This window comes from Paraburkholderia sp. D1E (assembly GCF_052682275.1).
On record NZ_JBQYMB010000001.1, the window covers coordinates 7817250 to 7842936 of the forward strand.

The window sequence follows — 25687 nt, forward strand, 5'->3', positions numbered from 1 at the left end:
CCGGCGTCCGTATTTAAGGAGAACCCGGCGAAAACGGCAACCGGGTTTTCAAAAACCGGGAGGATGAACATGGCATCTCGTTCCTGGCAACGCGTCATGCGTCTCCATCAACGGCTTGGCACCAGTTCCTCTTCCCGCTCCAGCGAGCGCGTACGCCTGAGTTCCGGAAAGAATCGCATCCACAGCAAGGCGACGGCGATCGTCGCAACACCGCCCACCAGCACGGCGGGTTGTGCGCCCCACCACCCTGCCGTCACGCCGGATTCGAATTCACCCAGTTGATTCGATGTCCCTATGAAAAGCGAATTGACCGCGCTGACGCGACCCAGCATTTCATCCGGTGTCCGCAGTTGCACGAGCGACAGGCGCACCACTACGCTGATGGTGTCAGATGCGCCCAGCACCATTAGCGCGAAGAGCGATACGAAAAACTGATGCGACAGACCGAACACGACAGTGGCCGCGCCAAACGCGATCACGCCACCGAACATCGCAGCGCCAGGCCGGTTGCGCAGCGGAAAATGCGCGAGCCAGACGGTGCCCGCGAGCGCGCCGATGGCGGTACCCGAACGCAGCAGGCCGAGACCGAGCGGCCCTGTGTGCAGGATGTCGCGTGCGAAGACCGGCAGCAACGCGGTCGCGCCGCCGAACAGCACCGCGAACAGATCGAGCGATAGTGCGCCGAGTATCACGGGCTCCTTGCGGATAAAGGCGATGCCGGAGAACACCGACTCGAGCGTGACCGGCGCGCGGCGCGCTAGCCTGATTTGCAGCGGGATGGCCCACACAGAGGCAGCCGCGGCCGCAAACGACAGCGTGCACGCGAGGTAGGCCGCGCCAGGACCGATGCCATATAGCAGGCCGCCCAATGCCGGACCCGCGATCTGTGCGGTTTGATTCGCGGAGGTGGCCCATGCCGTGGCTTTGGGCAATTGTCCACGCGGCACGACGCCGGGCAACAGTGATGCAACCGCAGGCGATTCGAAGGCGCGCGCCGCACCCACGCATGCGGCCAGCACATAGATGACCGGCGCGCTGATCCAGCCACCGAAGGTGCCAAAGGCGAATAGCAATGCAGCGACGCTTTCGAGGCTTTGACAGATGGCCGCGATCCGGCGACGGTCGTAGCGGTCGGCCACGTGACCAACCACGAGCGTCAGCACGAACATCGGCAGAAATTGGGCGAGACCCACGAGGCCGAGTGCGAAGGCGCTATGCGTTAGTGCGTAGATGTGCCAGCCCATGGCCACGGCGAGCATCTGGAACGACAGCGACGAGAGGATGCGGGTGCACCAGAAACGTTGGAAAGCGGGATGTTTGGGCAAACTGAAGCTAGGGTCGCCGACGGGATCGGCTGGAGGTCGGGGCATTAGTTTCTTGCTCTTTACTAGGCTGGTTCGGGCGGCAGCTAGTTTAGAGCAAGTTTATTTATTTTGTTTTTACGCTTGGGAGCGCTTTCTTTATGTAAGGCTGCGGCATCGGCCTTAGCTATCCGGCTTCCATCCCACCTCACGAAGCGCCGACAGCAGGCGCTCAGAACCGATCGCCACCGCGCGAGCGCCACGCGCGTTCATATCCGTAGCGGCTAACAGTGCATTGACGATGGCTTCTTCAACGGCCTCCGCAGCCGCCGAAAACAAAGCAGACATGTGATCGTTATTCACCATCTCCACGGCAGTGGTGGGCTTGCCAACACTCCCATAATTAACCGCCGGCAGCCCCGAATTCCCCACCGAAAAGGCCACAAATATATCGCCGCTCGAATCTTCAGTGCCTCCGCCCATGCGGGCGATCCCAACGCTCGCACGCTGCGCCAAGCGTGTGCACTGATGCGGCAACAAAGGCGCATCCGTCGCAAGCGTCACGGCAATCGAACCCATGCCCGCTTCCCCCGTGCGCCGCTCTTCGGTTTGCCTGAACGGCGAATGCACGTTCCCGAGCACCTCGCCCACCGGATATCCCGCCACCCGTAGCGCGTCACGCCGACCATAGTTCGCCTGCACCAGCGCACCGACGGTCCAGCCACCTTCGGCCGGTTTCAACACCCGCGATGCCGTGCCGATACCGCCTTTGAACTCATGGCAGATCATCCCCGTGCCTCCGCCAACATTCCCTTCCCTCACCTCTCCCGTGCGCGCTTCGGCTCGCGCACGTTGCACATGGTCCGCGGTGATATGCTGCCCCCAGATGTCGTTGAGCAGTCCGTCGTAGGTTTCGAGCACGACCGGCATGCACCAGTACACCTCCCCTTTGACGTCATCCCGCTCGGCCGCGACCAGCGCGTCGCGCACCATGCCAACACTATGCGTGTTGGTGTACGCGATCGGCGTCGTCAGCAAGCCGGCCTCGCGGATCCATTCGAGACCGGTTGCGTCGCCATTGCCGTTCAGAATGTGGCAGCCCGCAAAACAAGGCGCCATGCGCGCGCTGCCCGCGCGCGGTTCGATGATGGTCACGCCGGTGTGCACCGACGCATCGCCCGCGTCCACGTTCAATGTGTGATGCCCGACACGGACGCCGGCGACATCGGTAATCGCATTGAAACGCCCAGGCGTGCCGCGCCCGATACGTATGCCGAGTTCCCTTGTACGCATTGCCTGTTTTCCTTCGATTCAAAGTTCGCGAAAAGTCACGCTATGACGTGCCCACGCCGCATACATCGCGAGCGCCAACACCAGCAATCCACCGATGATGTACAGATCCGTCGGCTTGGTCGCGCTCTGCATTGTCGTGTACAACGTGTAGGTTGCACCGATGATCGCCACCAGTGGCGGCAGCGGCCACAACGGCATCCGGTAGTGATGCTCGACATCGCGCCGCACGATGCGGCTGGCCAGCGCCGCCACCGCGATCACGATGTAGATCACCAGCAGCAGATCGACCGTGAAGGCGGTCAATTCATCGAGGCTCGAGACGAAAAGCAGGAGTGCCGACGGGATCGCAAGCGTCAACGTGGCGAGCCACGGCGAATCGAATCGTGGATGAATGCGGGTGAATGCATGGTTGCAACTACGCACCCATAGTGCGTGCCGGCCGCTGCTGTACAACAGACGCCCTACCTGAATCACGATAGCGATGATCGCATTGAACACTGACAGGAAAATCCCCGCGCTCACCACACGCATGATGACGGGGTTGCTGAGTTCACGAACCACATAGCCGATCGGATCCGTGCTCTTCGACATATCGATCAATGAAGGCGCACCGAGCACGATCGCCGTCAACGGAATCAACTCGACCAGCAGGATAACCAGCAGCGAATACATGACGGCTTTCGCGATGCTGCGATTGCCCCCTTCGAGGTCTTCAGCGAGAAACACCGCGGCGCCGAAGCCGTTGTAGCAAAAGATCGCCGTGCCCACCGCCGGGATGATAGCGGCGGCAGTCGCCGAAATCAGCGTACCGTTGCTCGCGACTTGAGGATGCACCAACGCGCTAAAAGCGCGATGCGGTTCGGAGAATCCCAGATATGCGATGAGGAGGAGCACCAGCACTTCGACAGTCAGGAACGCGCCGGTAATCCACGCGTTGGTCTTGATGTTGAGAATGCCGAGTACGTAGCTGAGTACGACGATCGCGAGCGCCACCGATTGATTGCTGAAGTTCGTGCCCAGCGCATTGTTCAGATACGGCGCCGCGCCGCTCGCCAGTACAGCAGGAATGAACACACTGACAGCCAGCACCGCGATGAAGGTCAGATAGCCCGGCAACGCACCGAACACCCGTTTCGCCATCACGTACTCGCCGCCGGCGCTGCGATGTGCCGCGCTCAATTCCGCATAGCACAACGCGAAAGCCAGCGCGAGCACGCCGCCGAGCAGGAACGACAGCACCGCACCGCTGCCCGCCTGCTGGATCGCAAACGGCGCGATCACGAAGATGGAACTGGCGGGCGTTACCCCCGATACGGTAATCATCACCACGTCCCGCACGCTGAGCGACTGCTTCAGCGCGCCGGACGTGCCCAGCCCTGCGGAGACGGCTTGCGCCGCAACCGACGTTTCCGTGATCGCCATCGTCCTCTCCTTTGCAATGATTTTTTCAGCGCCCATACTTGAGCACTGTTCGGCGCAGTGTAGGAAGCCAATTTACGCAACGCTATTACCGCTTAGGGTTACGCCAATTAGGTGGAGACGCATGGATCGACTGTTCACGGAAGTAGCAATGCATCAGGCGCTGGCGCGCGTGATCGATCATCTGGGCGGACCTCGGTTCTGGCGGAATCTGATTCTTCTGCTCAACGAAATCATGCCGTTCGACAACGCGCTTGCCGTGTTAGTCGAGCAGGACGGCGTGCCTCGCGTGTTGGAAGAGTTCGACACCGGCGGGACGGATGCGCCGTCGCCGGTGCCGCTTTACCTGAATGGGCTTTATCTGCTCGATCCGTTTTTGCAGGCCGCGCATGATGGATTGACCGACGGGTTCTATAGACTTGAGGAGGTCGCGCCTGATCTGTTCCGGCAAAGCGAATATTTCCTGAGTTACTTTCGCGACGCGGTTGGAGAGGATGAATTGCAGTTGATCGTCAATGTTGCGCCCGCCGGTGGGGTTGTGTCGCTGTCGTTGGGGGCGAAGGCGAGATTCGACGTGGAGGTGCTTGGGCGGCTAGCGGTATGCGCGCCCTGGCTCGTTGCGACGATACGGCAGCATTTGGCACGTCTTGCCGCTGAGCCGGGCAAGAACGTCGAGCGTGGCGATCTGTCGGGCCGGGTCGAGCGTGCGTTGGCGGGGTTTGGTGCGGAGTTGCTGTCGGAGCGGGAAATGGCGATTGCGCGGTTGGTGCTGCGAGGGAATTCTTCGAAGGCTATTGCTGAGCGGCTCGCGATTTCGCCCGAGACGGTAAAGGTGCACCGGCGGAATCTTTACAACAAGCTCGGTATTTCGACGCAGCCGGAATTGTTCTCGTTGTTTATTCAGGCGTTGGGGCACGAAGCGGGATAATTTCCCCTGGCCCGCTGCGGATCGCGCGAGATCGAGGCTTTGACAAGCGATTTTCGACGCAAAACAAAAAGCCGCTGAACCTTTTAGATTCAACGGCTTCTCGTTTAATTCCTGGCGGAGAGACGGGGATTCGAACCCCGGATAGGTTATTAACCTATACACGCTTTCCAGGCGTGCGACTTAAACCGCTCATCCATCTCTCCGGCGGGGAGCCGAATTATAGCAAACTTCGCGCCCTGCGCCAGACCCATGCGCAAACCCACCTAAGGATGCCGGATGTAGTCCACCAGCGCCCTCGTATAAGCATCGGGTTTCCGGTCGACCAGACTCACCCCGATCGCCACGAGAAACCCCGCCGGGACACCAAACACGCCTGAGCTGATCGGCTCGATCCCGAACCACCGTGCACCGGCGAAGCCCGTCATCTGCGTGAAGAACGGATACGTCGACACGATGTAGTAAATGCACACCACCAGCCCCGCCACCATGCCGGCCACTGCCCCAAGGCGGGTCGTGCGCTTCCAGAAGACGCCCAGCACCAGCACCGGAAACAGGCTCGAAGCCGCCAGCGAAAACGCCGCGCCCACCAGAAACAGAATATTCCCCGTATTGAGCGACGCCACATACGACGCGAACAATGCCACCCCCAGCAGCAGAATCTTCGAGATGGTCACGCGCCGCTGACTCGAAGCCGTCGGATCGACCATGTGGTAATAGACGTCGTGTGATAGCGCGTTGGCAATCGTCAGCAGCAAACCATCCGCGGTCGAGAGCGCCGCGGCCAGCGCGCCGGCCGCGATCAGTCCGGACATCACATACGGCAGCCCAGCGATCTCGGGCGCGGCGAGCACGACCATATCCGGCTGCATCTGGATTTCGCTCCAGCGCACGATGCCATCGCCATTCGTGTCAGCAAGGCTGATCAGACTCGGCTCGACCTTGCGCCACTGCGTGAGCCACTGCGGCAAATCGGCAAAGTGATGACCGACCAGATTGGTCAATATCTCGTACTTGATCAGCACGGCCAGCACGGGCACCGTCAGATAGAACAGCGCGACGAAGAACAGTGTCCAGCCGACCGAGCGCCGCGCGGACGCCACCGAGGTCGTCGTGTTGTAGCGCGTCAGGATGTGCGGCAGGCTCGCGGTGCCAAGCGACAGGCACAGCAGCAGCGACAGGAAATTGCGTTCGTGGGTGCGCCTGTCTTCTTCGCTCGTGACGGGAAACGGCTCGTGCATCGGCACCGGCGCGGCCGCGCGCATCAGCATCTCGTCGCGGCTTTGGGTCCAGACGATCTGTGCGGCCGCGGCATCGCGCGGAAACTGTTCCAGCTCCCTCTCATGCTCCTTGATATCGCGCAGCGGGCCATTGTGGCGACGCAAGTCCGCGACTTCCTGCGTGAGGCGCAGCTTCTCATTGACGAACGAGTGCGGCAACGTATCGAGCCGCATCTGCATCAGCGCAGCGCGCCGCCGATAGTCGTCGCGTACGATCTGTTCGAGCGGCGCCTCGCGCACCTGCTTCTCCAGGCCTTCGACGCGTTCCATCAAGCGGCCGTAGTTGAACTGCGGCACCCAGCCAAGGCCATCCTTATGCGCGATCATCGACACGGGAATCAGAATTGCCGCGATCAGGATGATGTATTGCGCGACCTGGGTCCACGTTACGGCACGCATGCCGCCCAGAAACGAGCACACGAGAATGCCCGCGAGTCCGCAGAAAATGCCGACTGCGAAATCCACGCCGATAAAACGCGTCGCAATCAAGCCGACGCCCTGAATCTGCGCGACCAGATAGACGAACGAGCACAGGATCGCCGCTAACGCAGCGAGTCCACGCACCGCGTTGCTCGAAAAGCGCGTGCCGAGAAAGTCGGGAATCGTGTAGCGCGCCAGCTTGCGCACGTACGGCGCGAGCAGGAATGCAACTAGGCAATAGCCGCCGGTCCAGCCCATCAGGTACGCGAGCCCGTCATATCCGGTCGTATAGATCGAACCGGCGAGACCGATAAACGACGCAGCGGACAACCAGTCGGCCGCAGTCGCCATGCCGTTGAAGGCGGACGGCACGCGCCGCCCCGCTACGTAGTATTCGACGAGGTCGGACGTGCGCGACAGCAAGCCGATCACCGCATACACCGCGATCGGCACGAACAGGAACACATAGCCGATCCATACACCCGGGCCAGTGATGCGCTCGATGCGCCACATCACGTAGATGAATAGCAGGAAGCCAAGCGTATAGAGCGCGTATGAGCGGATCAGGCGGTGCGTGAGCGTCATCGGCTCAGTTTCCGCGCGCAGTGGGCGCGCCGGAATCGGCACCGGCACTGGTGGCGCTCGCATCGGCGTCGAAAGCGCGTTGCAGACGGCGGTCGGCGCGCTGCATCAGCACGATATAAACGACGATCAACGCGACGTAGATCAGAATCGCCCCTTGCGCACCGAAATAGAACGGCAACCGGAAGCCGCCGAAGCGCACCTGATCCAACGCCGGCGCCACCAGCGGCAAAACGAACGACACCACGAAGCCCACCGTCATCAACGTCGCGATCAACGCGAGATTGAAACGCCAATATTTCTGATGCGCGCGCGCCATCGCTGCCGACACCGCAGGGGGTTCGGGCGCGGGATTGAGCGTAGCGTGAGGGGGGTGGTGTGGCGCGGCCATGCGCCTATGTATCAAAAAGCCACCGGGCAGGCAATCGGGATTGTCCGCGCGGTGGCTTTAACAGGCTAACTTAAATGGTCAACACCTGGGTCCAGTCAAGAGCGGGTCGGACGACGCGCTCTTGCCGTCAACCCAGGCAAACCCAGGCTCAGAGCGACTCGCCGAGCTGATCGAGAATCGCCGGGTTCTCCAGAGTCGATACGTCCTGGGTGATTTCCTCACCCTTAGCTAGCGAGCGCAACAGGCGGCGCATGATCTTGCCCGAACGCGTCTTCGGCAGGTTCTCGCCAAAGCGGATGTCCTTCGGTTTGGCAATCGGACCGATCTCCCTGGCGACCCAGTTGCGCAGTTCGTTGGCGAGCTTCACCGCTTCTTCGCCTTCAGGACGAGCGCGTTTGAGCACCACGAATGCGCACACGGCTTCACCGGTCGTATCGTCAGGACGGCCAACCACAGCCGCTTCTGCCACGATCGGGTTCGACACCAGCGCCGACTCAATCTCCATCGTGCCGAGGCGGTGACCGGACACATTGAGCACGTCGTCGATGCGACCCATGATCGTGAAGTAGCCGGTTTCCTTGTCGCGCACCGCGCCATCGCCGGCGAGGTACAGCGTGCCGCCGAGTTCTTCGGGGAAATAGCTCTTCTTGTAACGGTCGGGATCGCCCCACACGTTACGCAGCATCGCCGGCCACGGGCGCTTCACCACCAGAATGCCGCCCTGCCCGTTCGGCACGTCCTGGCCGGTTTCATCGACCACTGCCGCCATGATGCCCGGCAGCGGCAGCGTGCATGAACCCGGCACCAGCGGCGTGGCGCCCGGCAGCGGCGTGATCATGTGGCCGCCGGTTTCGGTTTGCCACCACGTGTCGACGATCGGGCAACGGCCGCCGCCGACGTTCTCGTGATACCAGACCCACGCTTCCGGATTGATCGGTTCGCCAACCGTGCCGATGATGCGCAGCGTCGACAGATCGTAGCTTTTCGGATGCACTTTCTCGTCCGCTTCGGCGTATTTGATCAGCGAGCGGATTGCGGTCGGCGCGGTGTAGAACAGCGTGACCTTGTGCTTGGCGATCATGTCCCAGAAGCGGCCGGCGTTCGGATAGGTCGGCACGCCTTCGAACACGACCTGGGTACCGCCGAGCGTCAACGGGCCATACGTGATGTAGCTGTGGCCGGTGATCCAGCCGATGTCGGCGGTACACCAGAACACATCCGTGGGCTTCCAGTCGAAGGTCCACTTCATGGTCTGCGCAGTCCACAGCAGATAGCCGCCGGTACTGTGCTGGACGCCCTTCGGCTTGCCGGTCGAACCGGACGTATAGAGGATGAAAAGTGGATGCTCGGCGCCGACCCACTCAGGCGCGCATTGATCCGATTCGGACTGCGTGAGTTCGTGCATCCACAGATCGCGGCTTTCGTTCCATGCGATCTTGCCGCCAGTGCGCTTGTACACAATCACGCTCTTCACCGCATCGCAGCCGCCCATGGCAATGGCTTCGTCGGCGATGTTCTTCAGCGGCAAGGCTTTGCCGCCGCGCATCTGTTCGTCGGAAGTCACGAGCGCGACCGCACCCACATCCACCAGCCGCTCATTCAGCGACTTCGACGAGAAGCCGCCGAACACCACCGAATGCGTTGCACCGATACGCGCGCACGCCTGCATCGCGACGATGCCTTCGATCGACATTGGCATATAGATCACGACGCGATCGCCCTTCTTCACACCGCGTTTTTTCAGCGCGTTCGCAAAGCGCGACACCCGTTGCAGCAGATCCTGATAGGTGACGTTGGTGACCGTGCCGTCGTCGGCTTCGAAGATGATCGCAACACGCTCGCCATTGCCCGCTTCGACATGACGGTCGATGCTGTTATACGACGCGTTCAGCTGGCCGTCTTCGAACCATGTGTAGAAAGGCGCCTTCGATTCGTCCAGCACCTTGGTGAAGGGCTTGTTCCAGCTTAGCGTCTCGCGAGCGAGGCGCCCCCAGAAACCTTCGTAATCACGCTCCGCTTCGGCGGCAAGCGCCCGGTACGCGTCCATACCGGAGATCGTCGCACCAGCCGCTGCTTCAGCGGAGGGCGGGAAAACACGGCGTTCGTGAAGAACAGATTCAATCGCAGACATCGACAACCCCTTGGTGAAGATGAAACTAAAAACCTGTGCTGGCGCGCCTGTGACGCGCCTTGTCATGATGGCGCCGCCATTCGTGATCAACAGGCGGCGCGCTGTCTCCAACCCTCGCGCGGCGATCGCCGATCGCTGCGCCGCGGCCCGTTCGCCTTTCACTTTCATTCATGCGGCACCGCAACATAAATGAATGGCCGACGTTCCGCTCCCACGGTCAAACATAAACTTTGCAACTTACCAGCCACTTACGCGAGGCGCATCGCGTGACGGGCGAAAACCCTTACGCGGTTCAGACGGGTCACGCACGGCATGCTACGCGCTACGTTCCGTTCACGCGTGCTGATCGACCTACCGATACGACGGATCCATGCCGAAATCGGGCACCCGCGGCGCATCACGCGCGCCGCACAGGCGCCGCGCCTTTACGCTGACTCGCACGCCCTCTTACAATGCTAACTGAACTAGCCGTCTGGATTCCAGCTTGAATCGTTACTCCCTGCTTCTCATTACCTCGATGCTGCTGGTCGGCAGCAATGTCGGAATCGGTAAATCGATCGTCGAGTTTGTCCCCGTCCCCCTGTTCGCGCTGTTGCGCTTCGTCATTGCGATGGCGGTGTTGTGGCCGTTGCTGCGCGTCGCCAAGCTGCGCCGCGTCAAACGCGATGAATGGCTCAATCTGTTTTTGCAGGCGCTGTTCGGCACTTTCGGGTTCACGCTGCTGATGCTGGGCGGCGTGCAGCGCACCAGCGCGGTCGCAGCCGGCGTCATCACCAGCACGATCCCCGCGGTCGTCGCACTGTTCTCGTGGCTAATCCTCAAAGAGCGACCGAACGGTCGGGCACTCGCATCGATCGCGCTGGCGATCCTCGGTGTGGTCGTCATCAATCTCGCTCACGTAGATGAGAATGCGGGCGGCGAGACTTCGTTCACCGGCAATCTGATGGTGCTGGGCGCCGTGTGCTGCGAATCGCTTTACATCATCCTGTCGCGCCGTTTGACGCAGACGCTCGCACCCATCAACATCTGTGCCTACACGCACATGTTTGGCCTGCTGCTGATGCTGCCGCTCGGCACCACCGCGCTACTGCACTTCGATTATCGCGCGGTGCCTGTTAGCGTCTGGACGCTGGTGCTGTGGTACGGGCTGTCGGCAAGCATTTTCTCGTTCTGGCTGTGGATGAAGGGCATTCGTCATGTGCCTGGCAGTCTCGCGGGCGTGTTCAGCGCCGTGCTGCCGGTAGCCGCGGCGATTTACGGCATCGTGTTTCTCGGTGAGCGGCCTACGCTCGCCCACGGCATCGCGCTCGCGTGCGTGGTGGCGGGGATCGGGCTGGCGAGCCTGAAGGTGAAGCGAGTACCGCCAGTGGCCTCCTGAGCGCCACCGCTGCCCGCCGCGCCGCAGCAAATTCATCCGACGCTGTACAATGGCGCGCCTGACGCGAGCTTTTCCGGCCTCCCCTGGCTGCGTACCGCGCCGTCTGCGCCCTGGTTTGCGTGCTCGACCCGCGCGTTTGGTTTGCGCTTCGGGTCAGCGCATTTAGTCCGTGTTCCGTCACCTGCGTTTCATCTGACTCTTGCCTATGTCCGCCCCGCGACCCGACTCAGCCCGTCAGCGCCGCCCAATGCGCCCGCTGCCCGCCATCATCTTCATGAGCCGCTGGCTGCAGGTGCCGCTCTACCTGGGCCTGATCGTCGCTCAAGGTGTCTACGTCGTCCTGTTCCTGAAAGAAGTCTGGCATCTGGTTACAGCGTCCATGACGCTCGACGAAACCAACATCATGCTGGTGGTACTCGGCCTGATCGACGTGGTGATGATCTCGAACCTGCTGATCATGGTGATCATCGGCGGGTATGAAACCTTCGTGTCGCGCCTGGGCGTGGAGGGTCATCCAGACGAACCGGAATGGCTAGACCACGTGAATGCCGGGGTGCTCAAGGTCAAATTGTCGATGGCGCTGATCAGCATTTCGTCGATCCATCTGCTGAAAACTTTCATCAGCCCCGACCAGAATTCGACGCACACCATCATGTGGCAGGTCATCATCCACATCGCCTTCCTTCTCTCCGCGGTGGTAATGGCACTGGTCGACCGCCTTACCACGCATACGCACCCGAAACATTTTCAGGAGCCCGCAGGATTGCATCCGCTGGGTTCTAACGGTTCCACTCCCCTGAAGGCGCACGACTGACCGCACTACCCTGCGAGTCCGATAACAAGCGCCACTGTCCCCACTGAGCTAGCCATCATGACCGTCATCAAACAGGAAGATCTGATTCAGAGCATCGCTGATTCGCTTCAGTACATCAGCTATTACCACCCGCTCGATTACATCCAGGCCTTAGGCCGCGCTTACGAGCTCGAAGAGAGCCCGGCCGCGAAGGATGCGATCGCGCAGATCCTGACCAATAGCCGCATGTGCGCCGAAGGCAAGCGCCCGATCTGCCAGGACACCGGCATCGTCACGGTGTTCGTGAAGGTCGGCATGGACGTGCGTTGGGACGGTGCGACGATGGGCGTCACCGAGATGATCAATGAAGGCGTGCGCCGCGGTTATCTGAACCCGGACAACGTGCTGCGCGCGTCGATCGTGAGCCCGCCGGAAGGCGCGCGCAAGAACACGAAAGACAACACGCCGGCCGTGATCCACTACGAGATCGTGCCGGGCGACAAGGTCGACGTGCAGGTTGCAGCGAAGGGCGGCGGCTCGGAAAACAAGTCGAAATTCGCGATGCTGAACCCGTCGGACTCGATCGTCGACTGGATTCTGAAGACCGTGCCGACCATGGGCGCAGGCTGGTGCCCGCCGGGCATGCTCGGCATCGGCATTGGCGGCACCGCTGAGAAAGCGATGGTCATGGCGAAGGAATCGCTGATGGATCCGATCGACATTCAGGACGTGATCGCACGCGGCCCGAAAGACTGGATCGAAGAACTGCGTATCGAACTGCACGAGAAGGTCAACGCGCTCGGTATCGGTGCGCAAGGTCTTGGCGGTCTTGCCACCGTGCTCGACGTGAAGATCATGGCTGCACCGACACACGCTGCGAGCAAGCCGATCGCGATCATCCCGAACTGCGCGGCAACGCGTCACGCGCACTTCACGCTGGATGGCTCAGGCGTGGCGAAGCTCGAAGCGCCGTCGCTCGACGCATGGCCGAAGGTGCAGTGGGAGCCGGACACTGAAAAGAGCCAGCGCGTCGATCTGAACACGCTGACGCCGGAACAAGTGGCGGCCTGGACACCGGGCCAGACGCTGTTGTTGTCGGGCAAGATGTTGACGGGCCGCGACGCCGCGCACAAGCGCATCGCCGATATGCTCGCGAAGGGCGAGAAGCTGCCGGTCGACTTCACGAACCGCGTAATCTATTACGTCGGCCCGGTCGATCCGGTGCGTGACGAGGCTGTCGGCCCCGCAGGCCCGACCACCGCAACGCGCATGGACAAGTTCACCGAGACCATGTTGTCGCAAACGGGTCTGATTTCGATGATCGGCAAGGCCGAGCGCGGCCCCGTTGCGATCGAGGCGATCAAGAAGCATAAGGCCGCGTATCTGATGGCGGTGGGCGGCGCGGCTTACCTCGTGTCGAAGGCGATTCGCAGCGCGAAGGTTCTCGCGTTCGAAGACCTCGGCATGGAAGCGATCTACGAATTCGACGTGCAGGACATGCCGGTGACGGTCGCCGTCGATTCGACCGGCACGTCGGTGCATCAGACCGGCCCGAAGGAATGGCAAGCCAAAATCGGCAAAATTCCGGTCGCGACGGTTTGATCGGTACTAGCATCAGCTAAGAAAGTGCAAGCCGGGGCCTCAAACCCCGGCTTTTTTATCCTGGAATGAGAACGGTACGCATCACGCAAAAAACCTTGCAAATCAAGGTGAAAAACTGTGTTTTTGCCTTGGCTTTTTGCCTTTCGCCGTTTATTGTTCTGGGAAATTCAAAGCCCCCTACAAGGACACATCATGCAAGGCGACAAGAAGGTCATTGAGTATCTCAACTCCCAGTTGAAGAACGAACTCACCGCCATCAACCAATACTTCCTGCATGCGCGGATGTACAAGCACTGGGGCCTCGAGAAACTCGGCAAGCATGAATACGACGAATCGATCGGTGAAATGAAGCACGCCGACTGGCTGATCGAACGCATTTTCATGCTCGACGGCCTGCCGAACCTGCAAGACCTGCACAAACTGCTGATCGGCGAAGAAACTAAAGAAATCCTCGAGTGCGATCTGAAGCTCGAACAGATTTCGCAAAGCACCTGCAAAGAAGCGATTGTGTATTGCGAATCCGTTCGCGATTTCATCTCGCGCGAAATCTTCGTGAAGATCCTCGACGACACCGAAGAACACATTGACTGGCTCGAAACGCAACTGGACCTGATCGACAAGGTCGGCATCCAGAACTACCAGCAAACTGCAATGGGTTCGATCGAGTCCTGATCGAATCAGGTTGGAAACGCCCGTGCGTCGGCACATGAACCGGCTCATACGCCATCTTGTTGGCCGGCCTGTTTGCCAGGATAGGCGCCGTGCGGGCGATATACTTGCGCACGTTCCTGTTTTCGTGAGTTTTCCGTAACCGCTGTGCCGCGCGTCTCCTTATCGCCTATGCCCGCAGAATCGCCGTCTTCGAGTGCCCGGATTGCCCTCTCAGGTGGCGGTTCGCGGGCGCCGGTCGGCATTTTCGATTCGGGTCTGGGCGGTTTGTCGGTACTGCGGGCGGTCCGGGCGCAACTCCCCGGTGAAGCGCTCATCTACGCCGCCGACTCGCTCTACGCCCCCTACGGTGAACGCGACGACGACTTCATCGCCGACCGCACCCTGGCGATCTGCGAATGGCTCGCGAGCCAAGGTGCCAAGGCGCTTGTGGTCGCATGCAACACGGCAACCGCGCAGTCGATCGCGCTGGTCCGCGAAAAACTGGCGATCCCGCTGGTGGGTGTCGAGCCGGGTGTCAAACCGGCCGCGCTGCAGTCCAAAGCGCGTGTCGCCGGCGTGCTCGCCACTCAAGTGACCTTGCGCAGCGCCCGCTTTCAGACACTGTTGGAGCGCTACGCCGCCGATTGCCGTTTTCTTTGCCAGCCTGGCCACGGGCTCGTGCAGGCAGTGGAACGCTGCGACGTAGGCTCCGCCGAACTGCGTGCGCTCCTGCGCAGCTACCTGCAGCCCATGCTCGATGCCGGCGCCGACACGCTGGTGCTCGGCTGCACCCACTACCCGTTTCTCGATGCGGCGATCCGCGACATCGTCGGCGACCGGCTGGTGCTAATCGATACGAGCGTGGCCATTGCACGCCAGCTCGAACGGGTACTCGACCAGCACGGGCTGCGCGCCACCTCGGAAAGCGCCGAACCTGTTCTGCCCCGCTTTTATTCCACCGGTGACGGCACGCATCAGCAACAGCTCGCCGCGACCCTGCTGCACATCGACGCGACAGTCGAGCAGGTCGTGATCCCTTCGCGCCGCACAGCAGCGCCGGACTCCCAAGCCGCATAAAAACCCTCGCCAGCTGCCTTTTAGGCCGCCCCCACGGCTGTTTTGCGCGCTTTTTAGGCGTTTTTTCACCCTTCCCGCCACCTGCGACGAATCCCGTCCCGTAGACGAAACCCTTCTAAGAGTCTGGTTTTGTTACAAAAAATCATGCTGGACGCTTGCCAAACCAGCCAATCAAAATGATAATAGTTCGCATTAACGTTAGCTATGACGCCCTGCCATGATTGTCTGTGTCTGCAAGTCTGTTTCTGACCGAAAGATCCGTGCCTCGATCGCGGAAGGTGTCGATTCGTTCGACGAACTCCAGTTCGAACTCGGCGTCGCTTCCTGCTGTGGCAAGTGCGCGGAATCCGTGCGCGGCGTCATGATGGAAAGCGGCGTGTGCGCGAGCCGCTGCGGCTTCGATCATCACTCGCAGGCAATGCCGCTGACGTTTTACGAACGCAAGGCCGCCTGAGGCTGGTTTGAGGACACGGTCCACGCCGCGTCTCAGGTAATCACCGCTTTATCGCTTCACTGCTTCATGCGCTTGCTGTATGCGCTGCTTCAAGCCTTATCCCACTGCCGTCAGCAAGCCAGTATCCGTACCAGCCAGCTACCCGCTCACCCGTTAAAAGGAGTTTGAGATGGAATTGTTGATTGGTTTCGTGACTACTTTGTTCATTTCGTTGCTGATCTTCCGAACATGACGATGTCTTGTCTGACGTGCCGCATCGACGGCACGTCGCCACGCTAACATGCAGGCCTCGCATACCGTTTCAGCCGGCGCCACGCCGGCCTCGTCCGCCCGAATGAACTCCCGTGCCTTGACCGCGATTGCCGCCGTCGCGGCGATTCACGTCGCTTTGCTTGCGGTGATCCTGACATTACGTCATGAACCCGTCGCGCCGCCGCTCGAATCGCGCGTCATGACCGCGCAGTTGCTGGCGCCGGCGCGGGTGGCCGCGCCCGTTGCGCTGCAATCGACCACACCGCCGCCGCCCAAGCCGACACCACCGGTTCATACCAAGCCCAAAGTCCAGTCCAAGCCAACACCGGCGCCCAAGCCGACGCCTACGCCATTGCCGGTGGCCGCCGCGCCGTCGCCCACGCCAATTGCGGCGGCTGATCCGACACCGCCCGCGCCGGCTGCTCCGCCCGCTCAGGCTGCGCCGGCAGTCGGCCGTCCGACGATGGAAATCACCGCGCCGAAAAACGTTTCGCACATCGACTGCAACATGGTCACGCCAGAGTACCCGTCGCTGTCCAAACGACGCGGTGAAACCGGCACCGCCTATGTGAAGTTCGTGGTCGGACTGACGGGCAAGCTCGAGAACATCGAACTGAAAAAGAGCAGCGGCTTCAACCGCCTGGATGACGCCGCGGTTGCCGCAGCACACGCGAGTGCCTGCAAGCCCTATCTCGAGAACGGCCAGCCGATTCGGGCCGCGTACACCCAGCCTTACAACTTCAATCTGAACGATTGAAGCAGATTTTAAAAACAAGGAATTGCGATGCAAAACTACGGATTGGCGCACGTGTGGGCGCAAGGGGATTTCGTGACGCGCGGTATCGCGCTCGCACTGTTGATCATGTCGGTCATGTCGTGGAGCGTGATCGTCATCAAAGGCTGGAATGTGATGCGCCTGAAGCGCCTCACGAAGAATGCCGAGCAGCAGTTCTGGCATTCAGATGATCTCGCCGACGGTGTGAAGAAGCTCGGCGCAGGATCGTCGATGCCGCAGGACAATCCGTTCCTGGCACTCGCACTGTCGGGCCAGGAAGCCGCGGATCACCATCATCAGACGCAGCCGCATCTGCACGATCGCATGGACGTGTCGGATTGGGTGACGCGCTGCCTGAAGGACACGATGGACGAAAGCGTCGCGCGCATGCAAAGCGGTCTGGCGATTCTCGCGTCGATCGGCAGCACGGCGCCGTTCGTCGGCCTGTTCGGCACCGTGTGGGGCATCTATCACGCCCTGCTCGCGATCGGCGCGAGCGGCCAGTCGTCGATTGATCAGGTCGCGGGCCCGGTCGGCGAAGCGCTGATCATGACCGCGTTCGGCCTGTTCGTCGCGATTCCGGCAGTGCTGGGTTACAACGCATTGACGCGCGCCAACAAGGCGCTTGTCGCCAAGCTGAGCCGCTTTGCGCACGGCCTGCATGCATTCTTCGTGACGGGCGCCCGTCTGTCGTCGTCCAAGCGCGGCGACGGTCTGCGCCTCGCCGCACGCACCAACTGATCGACGAGGCATTCCGATGGCAATGAGCCCTTTCGCCAGCGACGATGATGATGGCCTGATGAACGAAATCAACATGACGCCGCTTGTCGACGTGATGTTGGTTCTCCTGATCGTCTTCATGGTGACGATCCCGGTGATTCGTCACGCGGTCAAAATCGATCTGCCACACGCGAGCAGTCAGAAGGAAGACACCAAGCCCGCGCAAGTGACGGTCGCCGTCGACGCGGACGGCAACGTGCTGTGGGACGACAAGAAGGTCGACGACGCGACACTGCGCGCGAAGATTGCAGAAGCTGCGCAAGCGAATCCGCAGCCGGAGCTGCATCTGGATGCGGATCGCAAAGTCGCGTACGAAAAAGTGGCTGAAGTGATGTCGGCGGCGCAGGCCGGCGGCCTCACGAAGATCGGCTTCGTCACGCAGCCTAAAGGTAAATAAGCGCAAGTGAAGGTAGGAGACGCGCCGTAGCAATGCACCACTGTTAAGCAGCGCCTGCCGAAAAATCAGAAAAACCCTTGAAACAAGGGCTAAAAGTAAAAGGCCTTCATCGTCAGATGAAGGCCTTTTTTGTGCGCACTCGGCGCCTTCGGGCGGCGGGATTATTTACCATCAGAAGATGACTGATAGCTCGAGTCACCGCATGCGACAGCCGTGATCGACACGGACAGCGCGGTCAGCCCTATCAGGCCCACTATTATAGAGGCCATGAGTTTTCGCATAAGAGACTCCTTAGCGAAGGGATTTCACTATAGGCCCGCGAGCGCGCGCATTCAAGCAAACCGTCATTGAAAGTACTCATGACAAGCGGCGCTTAAATGCTAAAAGCGATGTTGCCGCACGTAATAAGTGCTATGACGCGACCGCGAGAACAGGCTGTGATGCGTCTTGCGTTGGACGCGTCGGGCACTCGCCCATGATGTGTTTACCTTCGTCCGGATCGAGCATTTCGACCAGATAATCGACGAATGCGCGCACCGCCGGCACCATCCCCTGCCGCGACACGAATACCGCGTACAACTGCGGCGTCGGAAAGGTCCAGTCCGGCATTACCGGCGACAACTGCCCCGCGCGCAACGCGCTGCCGTACATCATCTCCGGCAACGCGGCGATACCCACGCCGGACAGCACCGCTTCGCGAATCGTCATCAGATCCGCGGTGACGAGGCGCGGCTCGTGTTCGTGCGCGTGGCGCGTGCCGTCGGGGGCAATCAGATCGAAAACGTGGCGTCCGTCGCCGGTCGGTACATCGAGCGTTTCGAAACGGCCCAGATCGGCAGGCAACAACGGCGGCGCATTCTGCTGCAACAGGCTCGGCGCGCCGACCAGCATCTGCTGCGTGCGCCACAGCGGGCGCACGACGATGTTGGCGTTTTCCGGCGGATCGGAGCGCACGCGCAACGCGAGGTCGATCGAATCCTCGAACAGATCGACTACGCGGTTGGTCACGCGCATCACCACCCGTACTTCGGGGTAGCGATGCATGAATTCCGGCAGGATCTGCGACAGGATGGTCTGCGAGATCGTCACCGGCACGCTCACGCGCACCGTGCCGCGCGGCGACGACCGCAGTTGCTGCACCACGTTGACGGCAGCCTGCGCTTCGCTCAGCATCGCCTGACAATGCTGGTAGAAGAGTTGTCCGGCTTCAGTGAGCGCCAGCTTGCGGGTAGAACGCTGCAGCAAACGCACGCCCAGCGACGCTTCCAGCTCGGTCAGCCGGCGCGACAGGCGCGACTTGGAAATACCCAGCACGCGCTCGGCAGCGGAAAAACCACCGTGTTCGACGACCTGCGAAAAGTACATCAGGTCATTCAGATTGTGTGAATCGATCTTCATCTCATCGTTCCAGTAATAGAACAATCCATTGCGTGACAGCGGCTGGCACCTTGAAAAACGGTCCCTATAATAGCTCCATGTTTCAAAAATAACGCTATTCCCCATTTTTCAAGGTGACTTTGATGAGCACGGCACGCACGATCGAACGCACGTTTCCCGCCGTTCGCACGACCGAAGGTGGCGGTTTTGTCGTCCACCGCCCGTTTCCGACCCGCATGCTGATGGATTTCGATCCATTCCTGCTGCTCGACGAAATGGGTCCAATCGACTACGCGCCGGGCGAGGCCAAAGGCGCGCCGGATCATCCGCATCGCGGCTTCGAGACAGTCACGTACGTGCTCGAGGGCCAGTTCGGTCACAAGGATTCGGCGGGCCATTCAGGCACGCTGCATGCCGGCGACGTGCAGTGGATGACCGCGGGCGCGGGCGTCGTGCACAGCGAGATGCCGGACCCGTCGTTCGTACGCACCGGTGGACGCGTGCACGGCTTGCAGTTGTGGGTCAATCTGCCGCGGCGCGACAAGATGATCGAACCACGCTATCAGGAAATGCCGTCGGCCAGCATTCCGGTTGCGACTTCCGCGGACGGCAAGGTGCGCGTCAAGGTAATTGCGGGCGAAGCGCTCGGTGTGAAGGCAGCGATCGAAACGCGCACGCCGATCCTGTACCAGCATTTCTCGCTGCAACCGGGGGCATCGATCCAGCAGCCGGTGCCGTCCGACTATCGCGTGTTTGCTTACAGCCTGTCCGGCAAAGGTTTCTATGGCGAAGGCGAAGCGCGCCGGGAAATCGACGCGCAGACGATGGTGGTGTTTCAGAACGACGGCGAGTCGGTCACGCTGACGGCGGGGGCCGAACCGCTCGAAGTGCTGCTCCTCGGCGGCGTGCCGTTGAAAGAGCCGGTGGTGCGCTACGGTCCGTTCGTGATGAACACGGAAGACGAAATCCGCCAGGCCGTGATCGATTATCAGGCTGGGCGCATGGGCGCGATCACGCACTGACTGACCATGTGGGCACGCGCCTCCGCTGACGACTGTGGTGGCGCGCTCTCACCACACCGAGCGCGCCGCCACACATGGCGCGAAGGCCGGTAAATTCGTTCACAATAGCGGCTCATGCCGCGCACCACGCTGTCTCACCATGACGGACCGTGGCGCGCGGCGATTTCCGTCCCTGTTCAGGAGCGCGCATGGCAGAGCCCACCGTCACCGCCCACATCGGCTCGACGAATTTTCAGGTCCTTTTCGACGACGGCAAGCACACGTGGCTTGCCGACGAACCCGAGTCGCTAGGCGGCGGCGATCGCGGACCGACGCCTGTCGCGCTGTTGCTGTCGAGTCTCGGGGCCTGCACGTCGATCACGCTGAAGATGTACGCTCAGCGCAAGGGCTGGCCGCTCGCCGACGTGCGCGTGGCGCTATCGCTTGAAACCGGCGACGCGGGTTCGACCATCGACCGCAAGATCATGCTGGAAGGCGATCTGTCCGACGAGCAGCGGGAACGACTCTTGCAAATTGCCAATGCGTGCCCGGTTCACAAGATCCTCACGCATTCGATCACGATCCGTTCGGGTCTTGCCGTCGCCTGATACAGGAATGGCCCGGATCGGCCGGCACCGGCTAACGGGGCCGCAGGTATTGCAACGCTTTCATAGGAAGCCGTCGTTTTGAATTTCGAACACCTTATCCAGATCAACGATCCGTTGAATCCGTTAGTCGATTCGATGACCCCCGAGCAGTTGTGGGAGGGTCTCGTGCTGCGCGCCGAACAGCCGCAACTGTTCGTGATCGGACTCGACAGTTGCACCATCCTTTCGCGTGAAGGCGACACGCTCGAACGGGAGCTGCACTATGGCAAGGCCACGGTGCGCGACCGTGTCACGCTGCGGGATCGCCAGAGCGTGCGCTATGACATTCTGCCGACGGCAGACTATGTCGGCGGCTCGCTCACCATGACCATCGAGCAGCCTGACGAACTGCAATTGTTCCTGCGCTTCGAGTACACAACAACCCTGCCCGTCTCCGACGATCAGGACGCTGTGCAGACGCAGGAAATCGTGAAATCGGCGTATCGCGAGAACGATATCGATACCGTGCGGCTGATCCGCCAGTACGTGCAGACCAGGCAGGAACCCGGTTCGTTGCATTGATGCGTGTGCGGGCACTCTGCCCGCGCCGTTGCGCCGCATGAGGCCGCCGTGTGGAAGGTGGCCTCATGCGGCCTGCTTCCTGGCCGTTCTCCCTCACGTCGTTCAGCTATCGAAAGTCGAATCCGATGAATTTCTCTTTCTTGTAAATGGGAATAGTTATCATTTAGAATTAATCCATCGAATCGACCAACAGCTAAAACGAATGACCGATCTCACGCGCTCTTCCACACTCAGCCTGCGCCGCCCGGCGGCCGCGCTGACCAGTCGTCCGAAAGCAGCGACGGCGACAGCATCCGCGGCGAAGCCCGCAGCGGATCTCGCCAGCGGTACGAGCGAAAAGTCGGATCGGGTCGTGCGCAGCGACGCATTGCTGCAAGGACATAGCCACGTCAGCATCATGCATAACGGCGAGACCTACCAGTTGCGTGCGACACGCTTAGGCAAGCTGATCCTGACGAAGTAACAGGCAACAACGAATAGAAGTCAGTACCGGGTATTGTGGGGACCACCTCCTCGAGAGGTGTTAGGCATTAGCCAGCCACGACGGCTTGCACGTGAGAACTAGACCCCTTCGTGCAGACACCAAGCCAGCCGTCGCAGCAAGCCAGGCCGCTTTTTTGGTTCTCACCCAATGCGGATGCACGAAACGACGTGTGTCGCAGATTCAGAAATAAAAGAAGCCGTGGGATGGTGCCATCTCCACGGCTTTTTGTTTGGCACAATGCCGAGCGGGTCCTGGTAGCGCGTCGAATCGCTAAGACTTATTTCGAAGCCCAGCCCCAGAACATCAGCCACCATGCGCTATCGACCACCGCCAGCGCCGCGACGAACCACACCATCGCGAGGCCGCGTTGAACGATGCGCTCGCTATAGCGCCGTGTGACGAGCCAGGCGAGCCACGCGCTCCACAGGTTGGCAATCGCCAGAATCGCGATACGCATATCCGACGCCCACCACAACGACATATGTTCCGCGCGAAGCAGCGACAGCGTGGTCGCCGACAAGCCGAGAAACACGCCCGCGCCGGCAATCGGAATCAGGCCCTGCGTCAAATGATGCAGACGCACGGCGCTAAAACGCCCCAGCGTGCGCGTCGCGCCCATCAGCAGCACCAGCAGCACCGTGCCGTACACCAGCGCCGTAGCGAGGATATAGCCGATCACCATCGTGCCGTCGAGCCACGAGAATACGTCGTTCTGCTCGGGGTAATGCGTGAACAGAAACCACGGCGCGTTGGTGTCGAGCGGCCAGGTGATGTCGTGATCGACCAGCCACGTGGCGAAGAACATCTTCAGGTCGACGAACCAGCGCGAAGCGGTCCAGTGGAATGCGCCGATCGCGATGCCGAGCAGGCCGTACAGGATCAGTGCGGTATCCCACGGGTTCGCCTGCCTGTCGCCGAGCTGCACGACTTCCGACGACGGCGCGCGCCACGTCAGCGCGATCGCATCGCGATGTCCGCTGCAACGACCGCACATATGGCAGTCCGACGCGCCCTTCATATTGCGCAGCGGCACCAGCGGCGCGCAATTGATCGGAATCACACGATGCCCATGTTCGCCGTTCTTGTACGAACGGCGCCACGCGTCTTCATCGATTTTGTAGTGGAACGGCGCGAGACGCGCCAGTAGCGAAAAAACCCCGTTGACGGGACACAGATACTTGCACCAGACGCGCTTCTCGCGTCCGTACAGCAAGCCGATGATCATCGCCGCAAAAGTCGAGCCGCCGAGCACCAGCAGCACCGCTTTCGGATACTGGTAGACGCTCACCATCTGACCGTAGATGGTGGTGATGCCGAATGCGACGAACGGCCAGCCGCCCCAGCGCATCCAGCGCGGAATCGCCCAGCCGCGGCCATATTTGCTGGCGAATTCGGCGAGCGCGCCTTCCGGACACAGCACGCCGCACCAGACGCGGCCAAGCATCACCATCGACAGCAACACGAACGGCCACCAGATGCCCCAGAACACGAACTGCGCGGCAAGCGTCAGGTTATTCCACAGATGCGCGGTGTCGTCCGGCAGCGGCATCACCGCGGGCACGAGAATCAGGAATGCGTACACCGCCACCACGACCCACTGAATGCCGCGGATCAAACCACCGTGACGCTGCATCCACTGCCCGGCCGCGGCGAGGCGGCCCGGACGGGTCATGACAGTACTCATGCCGCGCGCCCGGCGGCCTGCTGCGCCGGCTTGCGATTAGCGCGACGCACCAGCAGATAGACGACCGCCCAGTACACGGCGTAGGCAATCAGATTCATCAATGCCGGGTGGGCACGATAACCGGTGAGCGTCGCGACCAGCGAGCCGAACGTGCTCGAGTCGTCGAGGATTGCTGACGAATTCCACATCTGGTCGATGATCGTCGGCAGGATCTCCTTGTCGATCAGCTTGTCGACACCGGTCTGGAACAGACCCGCGCCGAGGAACAGCAGCATGATTTCGGTGACGCGGAAGAAGAGCCGCCACGAGAAATACTTGCCGCCCAACTGCAGCACGTAGAAGGTCAGGAATGCGAGACCGAGGCCGATCGCCACGGCGAGCATCTGGCTGCCATCCACGTGGCCGGACTGGCCGAAACCAAGGCCATACAGGAAGATCACCGTTTCGCTGCCCTCGCGCGCGATCGCCAATGCGACCAGCAACGCGACGCCCCACCAGTTCGAATCGTGCTTGCTCTTTTGCAGCGACTGTTCCATGTCGCGCTTGAGGGACCGGCCGTGCTGCTTCATCCACAGCACCATCTGCACGATCAGCACACACGCGACCAGCACCATTGCGGTCTGGAAATAATCCTGCGCGTCACCGGAGAGCACTTCGGTGAAACCGACCAGCGCCGCGCCAAGCGCGACCGCCGCGATCACACCGGCCGCGACGCCGCCCCACAGGTACGGCAAACCACGGCGCGCGTCGTCGTCGCCATTTTTCAACCACGCGTACAGGATGCCGACGACCAGCAAGGCCTCAACACTTTCCCGCCACACGATGAATAGAATCTGACCCATCCAAGCTCTCCCCTCTACTCTTCTGCTGCTTTGGCGAACGCGTAACCTGGTTGTTCAAGGCCTACGCTCGCACCCCAAGCCATTACTTCGCGACGATCACGCCCTGCGCCTGCTGATGGAAGTCGTCGAAGAACTTGTACTCCCCCGGCGAGAGCGGTGCGATGACGACGAACGAATCGCCGCCCGGCGCCAACACTTTTTCTTTACGCAATTGCACGCTTTCGAATTCGGCCGCACCCTTGCCGGTGTTGCGTATCGCGATCTTGATGCGCTGCCCTGCCGGCACTTCGATGCGCGCCGGAATGAGCTTGCCGTCGTTCATTTCCAGGTTGAAGGTCGGCAGATCCACTGCGTGTGCGGCCCCCACCGTCAAAGCGGTCATGGCGAGGATCGCGATCTTTCGGTTAATTCTCATTAGCCTTTCCGGAAAACGCGGCTCAGCGGGTTTTGTTGTCCGCGCGCCGCCTGCTGCATGCATTCACTCATTCACGGCTCGCTACGCACCGATGCGTGACGAGCTGTGATGATCTGCGTCTACGGCGATTAGTAACCACCCTTCTTGCCGATACCCGCGAACGTGAAGTCGTACTCGAGCGTGATCGGCTTGAACCACGGGCCTACACCGGTTTCCTTGTCGACGTGACGGCCGAAAGCCATGTGGCCAGTTTGCATCGGCGCCTCGACGATCAGCTTCAGGTGGTACTTGCCCGGGCCTTGCAACTTGACGTTGTCGCCATAGTGCGGACCGTCGTTGGCGACCATTGCCATCATGTCGCCCTTCTGGGTCTGATTCGAACCGGCTTTCGTCAATTCATAACGAACTTGCAGATACGGCATCCAGTCGCCTTCGGCGAAGCCCGTCGGATTATTCTTGACCGCGTGGATGTCGGCTTCCAGATGGACGTCCGAATCCGACGCCTTGCGCATCATGCCTTCGGGTTCCATCGTGATCGGCTGCAGGTAGACCGCACCGATTTCCATGCCGCCCTGGATCTGGTGCTTGCCGATCGGATATTCCGCTGCCGTTGCGGAAAGCGCCGCTACTGCGGCCACCGCTGCTGCGCCACCACGCACAAATGAAGAAATCCGCATTGAAACTCCTTGTTTTTATCAGACTGGAATCGAACCCATTGGAACAGCGCGGTGCGCATGCGTTTTATGCCGCGGTCCCGACGTCCTCCGACTGAGGCAACAGGCCACAAACAATCGCATTACGAACGTTAATGCGA

The 25687-nt window shown here is 61.0% G+C and carries 25 protein-coding genes and 1 tRNA gene; 14 read left to right on the forward strand and 12 right to left on the reverse strand.

The window, feature by feature from the left end; translation table 11 throughout:
• Positions 1-107: 107 nt before the first annotated feature.
• The 3 genes from ACUN0E_RS34995 to ACUN0E_RS35005 form a co-directional block, all read right to left on the reverse strand.
• On the reverse strand, positions 108-1370 hold the full coding sequence (locus tag ACUN0E_RS34995; protein ID WP_445569482.1) for an MFS transporter: 1263 nt from the start codon (positions 1368-1370) through the stop codon (positions 108-110).
• A gap of 114 nt (positions 1371-1484) precedes the next feature.
• On the reverse strand, positions 1485-2594 hold the full coding sequence (locus ACUN0E_RS35000) for a DmpA family aminopeptidase (protein ID WP_445569483.1): 1110 nt from the start codon (positions 2592-2594) through the stop codon (positions 1485-1487).
• Between the two features lie 18 nt (positions 2595-2612).
• Positions 2613-4052 carry an APC family permease gene (locus tag ACUN0E_RS35005; protein WP_445569484.1) on the reverse strand — a complete coding sequence of 480 codons (1440 nt, stop codon included), beginning with the start codon at positions 4050-4052 and terminating at the stop codon, positions 2613-2615.
• A gap of 85 nt (positions 4053-4137) precedes the next feature.
• Between ACUN0E_RS35005 and ACUN0E_RS35010 the strand changes: the two genes are divergently transcribed.
• A complete protein-coding gene (locus ACUN0E_RS35010) occupies positions 4138-4941 on the forward strand; it encodes a helix-turn-helix transcriptional regulator (RefSeq protein ID WP_445569485.1) in 804 nt (267 codons plus the stop codon).
• Between the two features lie 112 nt (positions 4942-5053).
• Here ACUN0E_RS35010 and ACUN0E_RS35015 read toward each other — a convergent pair.
• The 4 genes from ACUN0E_RS35015 to acs all read right to left on the reverse strand — a co-directional run bounded on the left by ACUN0E_RS35015 (position 5054) and on the right by acs (position 9742).
• Positions 5054-5144 (reverse strand) — tRNA-Ser (locus ACUN0E_RS35015).
• Between the two features lie 60 nt (positions 5145-5204).
• Entirely contained in the window at positions 5205-7223 is a 2019-nt protein-coding gene (locus ACUN0E_RS35020) for a sodium:solute symporter family protein (protein ID WP_445569486.1), read from the reverse strand.
• 4 nt (positions 7224-7227) lie between these two features.
• Positions 7228-7611 (reverse strand): DUF4212 domain-containing protein, encoded by a 384-nt coding sequence (locus tag ACUN0E_RS35025; protein ID WP_445569487.1) that lies wholly within the window; start codon positions 7609-7611, stop codon positions 7228-7230.
• Positions 7612-7759: 148 nt separating this feature from the next.
• A complete protein-coding gene (gene acs / locus ACUN0E_RS35030; protein WP_445570578.1) occupies positions 7760-9742 on the reverse strand; it encodes an acetate--CoA ligase in 1983 nt (660 codons plus the stop codon).
• A 484-nt stretch (positions 9743-10226) separates the two neighbouring features.
• On the opposite strand from acs, the gene ACUN0E_RS35035 reads away from it, so the two are divergent.
• The 9 genes from ACUN0E_RS35035 (at position 10227) to ACUN0E_RS35075 (ending at position 17901) form a co-directional block, all read left to right on the forward strand.
• Positions 10227-11120, forward strand: a complete 894-nt coding sequence (locus ACUN0E_RS35035; RefSeq protein ID WP_445569488.1) for a DMT family transporter — start codon at positions 10227-10229, stop codon at positions 11118-11120.
• Positions 11121-11367: 247 nt separating this feature from the next.
• Complete coding sequence (locus tag ACUN0E_RS35040) at positions 11368-11934, forward strand: TIGR00645 family protein (RefSeq protein WP_408392249.1); 567 nt, start codon at positions 11368-11370, stop codon at positions 11932-11934.
• A gap of 57 nt (positions 11935-11991) precedes the next feature.
• Positions 11992-13515, forward strand: coding sequence for a fumarate hydratase (locus tag ACUN0E_RS35045; protein ID WP_408234472.1), 1524 nt, complete (start codon positions 11992-11994; stop codon positions 13513-13515).
• Positions 13516-13707: 192 nt separating this feature from the next.
• Positions 13708-14187 (forward strand): bacterioferritin, encoded by a 480-nt coding sequence (gene bfr / locus ACUN0E_RS35050; RefSeq protein WP_090685707.1) that lies wholly within the window; start codon positions 13708-13710, stop codon positions 14185-14187.
• A gap of 168 nt (positions 14188-14355) precedes the next feature.
• Complete coding sequence (gene murI / locus ACUN0E_RS35055; RefSeq protein WP_445569489.1) at positions 14356-15243, forward strand: glutamate racemase; 888 nt, start codon at positions 14356-14358, stop codon at positions 15241-15243.
• Positions 15244-15460: 217 nt separating this feature from the next.
• Positions 15461-15697, forward strand: a complete 237-nt coding sequence (locus ACUN0E_RS35060; RefSeq protein WP_408392253.1) for a (2Fe-2S)-binding protein — start codon at positions 15461-15463, stop codon at positions 15695-15697.
• Between the two features lie 280 nt (positions 15698-15977).
• Entirely contained in the window at positions 15978-16706 is a 729-nt protein-coding gene (locus tag ACUN0E_RS35065) for an energy transducer TonB (RefSeq protein ID WP_445569490.1), read from the forward strand.
• Positions 16707-16733: 27 nt separating this feature from the next.
• A complete protein-coding gene (locus ACUN0E_RS35070) occupies positions 16734-17465 on the forward strand; it encodes a MotA/TolQ/ExbB proton channel family protein (protein ID WP_445569491.1) in 732 nt (243 codons plus the stop codon).
• Positions 17466-17481: 16 nt separating this feature from the next.
• Positions 17482-17901, forward strand: coding sequence for an ExbD/TolR family protein (locus tag ACUN0E_RS35075; protein ID WP_408336913.1), 420 nt, complete (start codon positions 17482-17484; stop codon positions 17899-17901).
• A gap of 411 nt (positions 17902-18312) precedes the next feature.
• Here the strand turns inward: ACUN0E_RS35075 and ACUN0E_RS35080 are convergent, their stop codons facing one another.
• Positions 18313-19299 (reverse strand): LysR family transcriptional regulator, encoded by a 987-nt coding sequence (locus ACUN0E_RS35080; RefSeq protein WP_408234484.1) that lies wholly within the window; start codon positions 19297-19299, stop codon positions 18313-18315.
• A 122-nt stretch (positions 19300-19421) separates the two neighbouring features.
• Here ACUN0E_RS35080 and ACUN0E_RS35085 point away from each other — a divergent pair, with 122 nt between their 5' ends.
• From ACUN0E_RS35085 to hemP, 4 genes are all read left to right on the forward strand, one after another.
• Positions 19422-20300 carry a pirin family protein gene (locus tag ACUN0E_RS35085; protein ID WP_408234487.1) on the forward strand — a complete coding sequence of 293 codons (879 nt, stop codon included), beginning with the start codon at positions 19422-19424 and terminating at the stop codon, positions 20298-20300.
• 188 nt (positions 20301-20488) lie between these two features.
• A complete protein-coding gene (locus ACUN0E_RS35090; protein WP_408234490.1) occupies positions 20489-20887 on the forward strand; it encodes an OsmC family protein in 399 nt (132 codons plus the stop codon).
• Between the two features lie 78 nt (positions 20888-20965).
• Positions 20966-21448 carry an SRPBCC family protein gene (locus tag ACUN0E_RS35095; RefSeq protein ID WP_408234493.1) on the forward strand — a complete coding sequence of 161 codons (483 nt, stop codon included), beginning with the start codon at positions 20966-20968 and terminating at the stop codon, positions 21446-21448.
• A gap of 202 nt (positions 21449-21650) precedes the next feature.
• Positions 21651-21911, forward strand: coding sequence for a hemin uptake protein HemP (gene hemP / locus ACUN0E_RS35100; RefSeq protein WP_408234496.1), 261 nt, complete (start codon positions 21651-21653; stop codon positions 21909-21911).
• A gap of 298 nt (positions 21912-22209) precedes the next feature.
• Here the strand turns inward: hemP and ACUN0E_RS35105 are convergent, their stop codons facing one another.
• From ACUN0E_RS35105 to ACUN0E_RS35120, 4 genes are all read right to left on the reverse strand, one after another.
• Positions 22210-23616 (reverse strand): 4Fe-4S binding protein, encoded by a 1407-nt coding sequence (locus tag ACUN0E_RS35105; protein WP_445569492.1) that lies wholly within the window; start codon positions 23614-23616, stop codon positions 22210-22212.
• Positions 23613-24458, reverse strand: a complete 846-nt coding sequence (locus ACUN0E_RS35110; protein WP_445569493.1) for an FTR1 family iron permease — start codon at positions 24456-24458, stop codon at positions 23613-23615. The genes ACUN0E_RS35105 and ACUN0E_RS35110 overlap by 4 nt, the downstream gene beginning before the upstream one ends.
• Before the next feature lie 82 nt (positions 24459-24540).
• Positions 24541-24873, reverse strand: coding sequence for a cupredoxin domain-containing protein (locus tag ACUN0E_RS35115; RefSeq protein WP_445569494.1), 333 nt, complete (start codon positions 24871-24873; stop codon positions 24541-24543).
• Between the two features lie 128 nt (positions 24874-25001).
• The gene (locus ACUN0E_RS35120) at positions 25002-25550 is read right to left on the reverse strand and encodes an iron transporter (RefSeq protein WP_120347004.1); all 549 of its coding nucleotides are present in this window, start codon (positions 25548-25550) and stop codon (positions 25002-25004) included.
• Positions 25551-25687: the final 137 nt, after the last annotated feature.

What these genes read in the sequence shown, in the direction of transcription:
- ACUN0E_RS35005 (WP_445569484.1), bottom strand. Translation starts at nt 4,052, where the DNA reads ATGGGCGCTGAAAAAATCATTGCAAAGGAGAGGACGATGGCGATCACG.
- ACUN0E_RS35060 (WP_408392253.1), top strand. Translation starts at nt 15,461, where the DNA reads ATGATTGTCTGTGTCTGCAAGTCTGTTTCTGACCGAAAGATCCGTGCC.
- ACUN0E_RS35115 (WP_445569494.1), bottom strand. Translation starts at nt 24,873, where the DNA reads ATGAGAATTAACCGAAAGATCGCGATCCTCGCCATGACCGCTTTGACG.
- ACUN0E_RS35110 (WP_445569493.1), bottom strand. Translation starts at nt 24,458, where the DNA reads ATGGGTCAGATTCTATTCATCGTGTGGCGGGAAAGTGTTGAGGCCTTG.
- ACUN0E_RS35085 (WP_408234487.1), top strand. Translation starts at nt 19,422, where the DNA reads ATGAGCACGGCACGCACGATCGAACGCACGTTTCCCGCCGTTCGCACG.
- ACUN0E_RS35080 (WP_408234484.1), bottom strand. Translation starts at nt 19,299, where the DNA reads ATGAAGATCGATTCACACAATCTGAATGACCTGATGTACTTTTCGCAG.
- ACUN0E_RS35045 (WP_408234472.1), top strand. Translation starts at nt 11,992, where the DNA reads ATGACCGTCATCAAACAGGAAGATCTGATTCAGAGCATCGCTGATTCG.
- ACUN0E_RS35020 (WP_445569486.1), bottom strand. Translation starts at nt 7,223, where the DNA reads ATGACGCTCACGCACCGCCTGATCCGCTCATACGCGCTCTATACGCTT.
- ACUN0E_RS35000 (WP_445569483.1), bottom strand. Translation starts at nt 2,594, where the DNA reads ATGCGTACAAGGGAACTCGGCATACGTATCGGGCGCGGCACGCCTGGG.
- ACUN0E_RS35120 (WP_120347004.1), bottom strand. Translation starts at nt 25,550, where the DNA reads ATGCGGATTTCTTCATTTGTGCGTGGTGGCGCAGCAGCGGTGGCCGCA.
- bfr (WP_090685707.1), top strand. Translation starts at nt 13,708, where the DNA reads ATGCAAGGCGACAAGAAGGTCATTGAGTATCTCAACTCCCAGTTGAAG.
- ACUN0E_RS35090 (WP_408234490.1), top strand. Translation starts at nt 20,489, where the DNA reads ATGGCAGAGCCCACCGTCACCGCCCACATCGGCTCGACGAATTTTCAG.
- murI (WP_445569489.1), top strand. Translation starts at nt 14,356, where the DNA reads ATGCCCGCAGAATCGCCGTCTTCGAGTGCCCGGATTGCCCTCTCAGGT.
- ACUN0E_RS35105 (WP_445569492.1), bottom strand. Translation starts at nt 23,616, where the DNA reads ATGAGTACTGTCATGACCCGTCCGGGCCGCCTCGCCGCGGCCGGGCAG.
- ACUN0E_RS35040 (WP_408392249.1), top strand. Translation starts at nt 11,368, where the DNA reads ATGCGCCCGCTGCCCGCCATCATCTTCATGAGCCGCTGGCTGCAGGTG.
- ACUN0E_RS35025 (WP_445569487.1), bottom strand. Translation starts at nt 7,611, where the DNA reads ATGGCCGCGCCACACCACCCCCCTCACGCTACGCTCAATCCCGCGCCC.
- ACUN0E_RS35075 (WP_408336913.1), top strand. Translation starts at nt 17,482, where the DNA reads ATGGCAATGAGCCCTTTCGCCAGCGACGATGATGATGGCCTGATGAAC.
- ACUN0E_RS35065 (WP_445569490.1), top strand. Translation starts at nt 15,978, where the DNA reads ATGCAGGCCTCGCATACCGTTTCAGCCGGCGCCACGCCGGCCTCGTCC.
- ACUN0E_RS35070 (WP_445569491.1), top strand. Translation starts at nt 16,734, where the DNA reads ATGCAAAACTACGGATTGGCGCACGTGTGGGCGCAAGGGGATTTCGTG.
- acs (WP_445570578.1), bottom strand. Translation starts at nt 9,742, where the DNA reads ATGTCTGCGATTGAATCTGTTCTTCACGAACGCCGTGTTTTCCCGCCC.
- hemP (WP_408234496.1), top strand. Translation starts at nt 21,651, where the DNA reads ATGACCGATCTCACGCGCTCTTCCACACTCAGCCTGCGCCGCCCGGCG.
- ACUN0E_RS35010 (WP_445569485.1), top strand. Translation starts at nt 4,138, where the DNA reads ATGGATCGACTGTTCACGGAAGTAGCAATGCATCAGGCGCTGGCGCGC.
- ACUN0E_RS34995 (WP_445569482.1), bottom strand. Translation starts at nt 1,370, where the DNA reads ATGCCCCGACCTCCAGCCGATCCCGTCGGCGACCCTAGCTTCAGTTTG.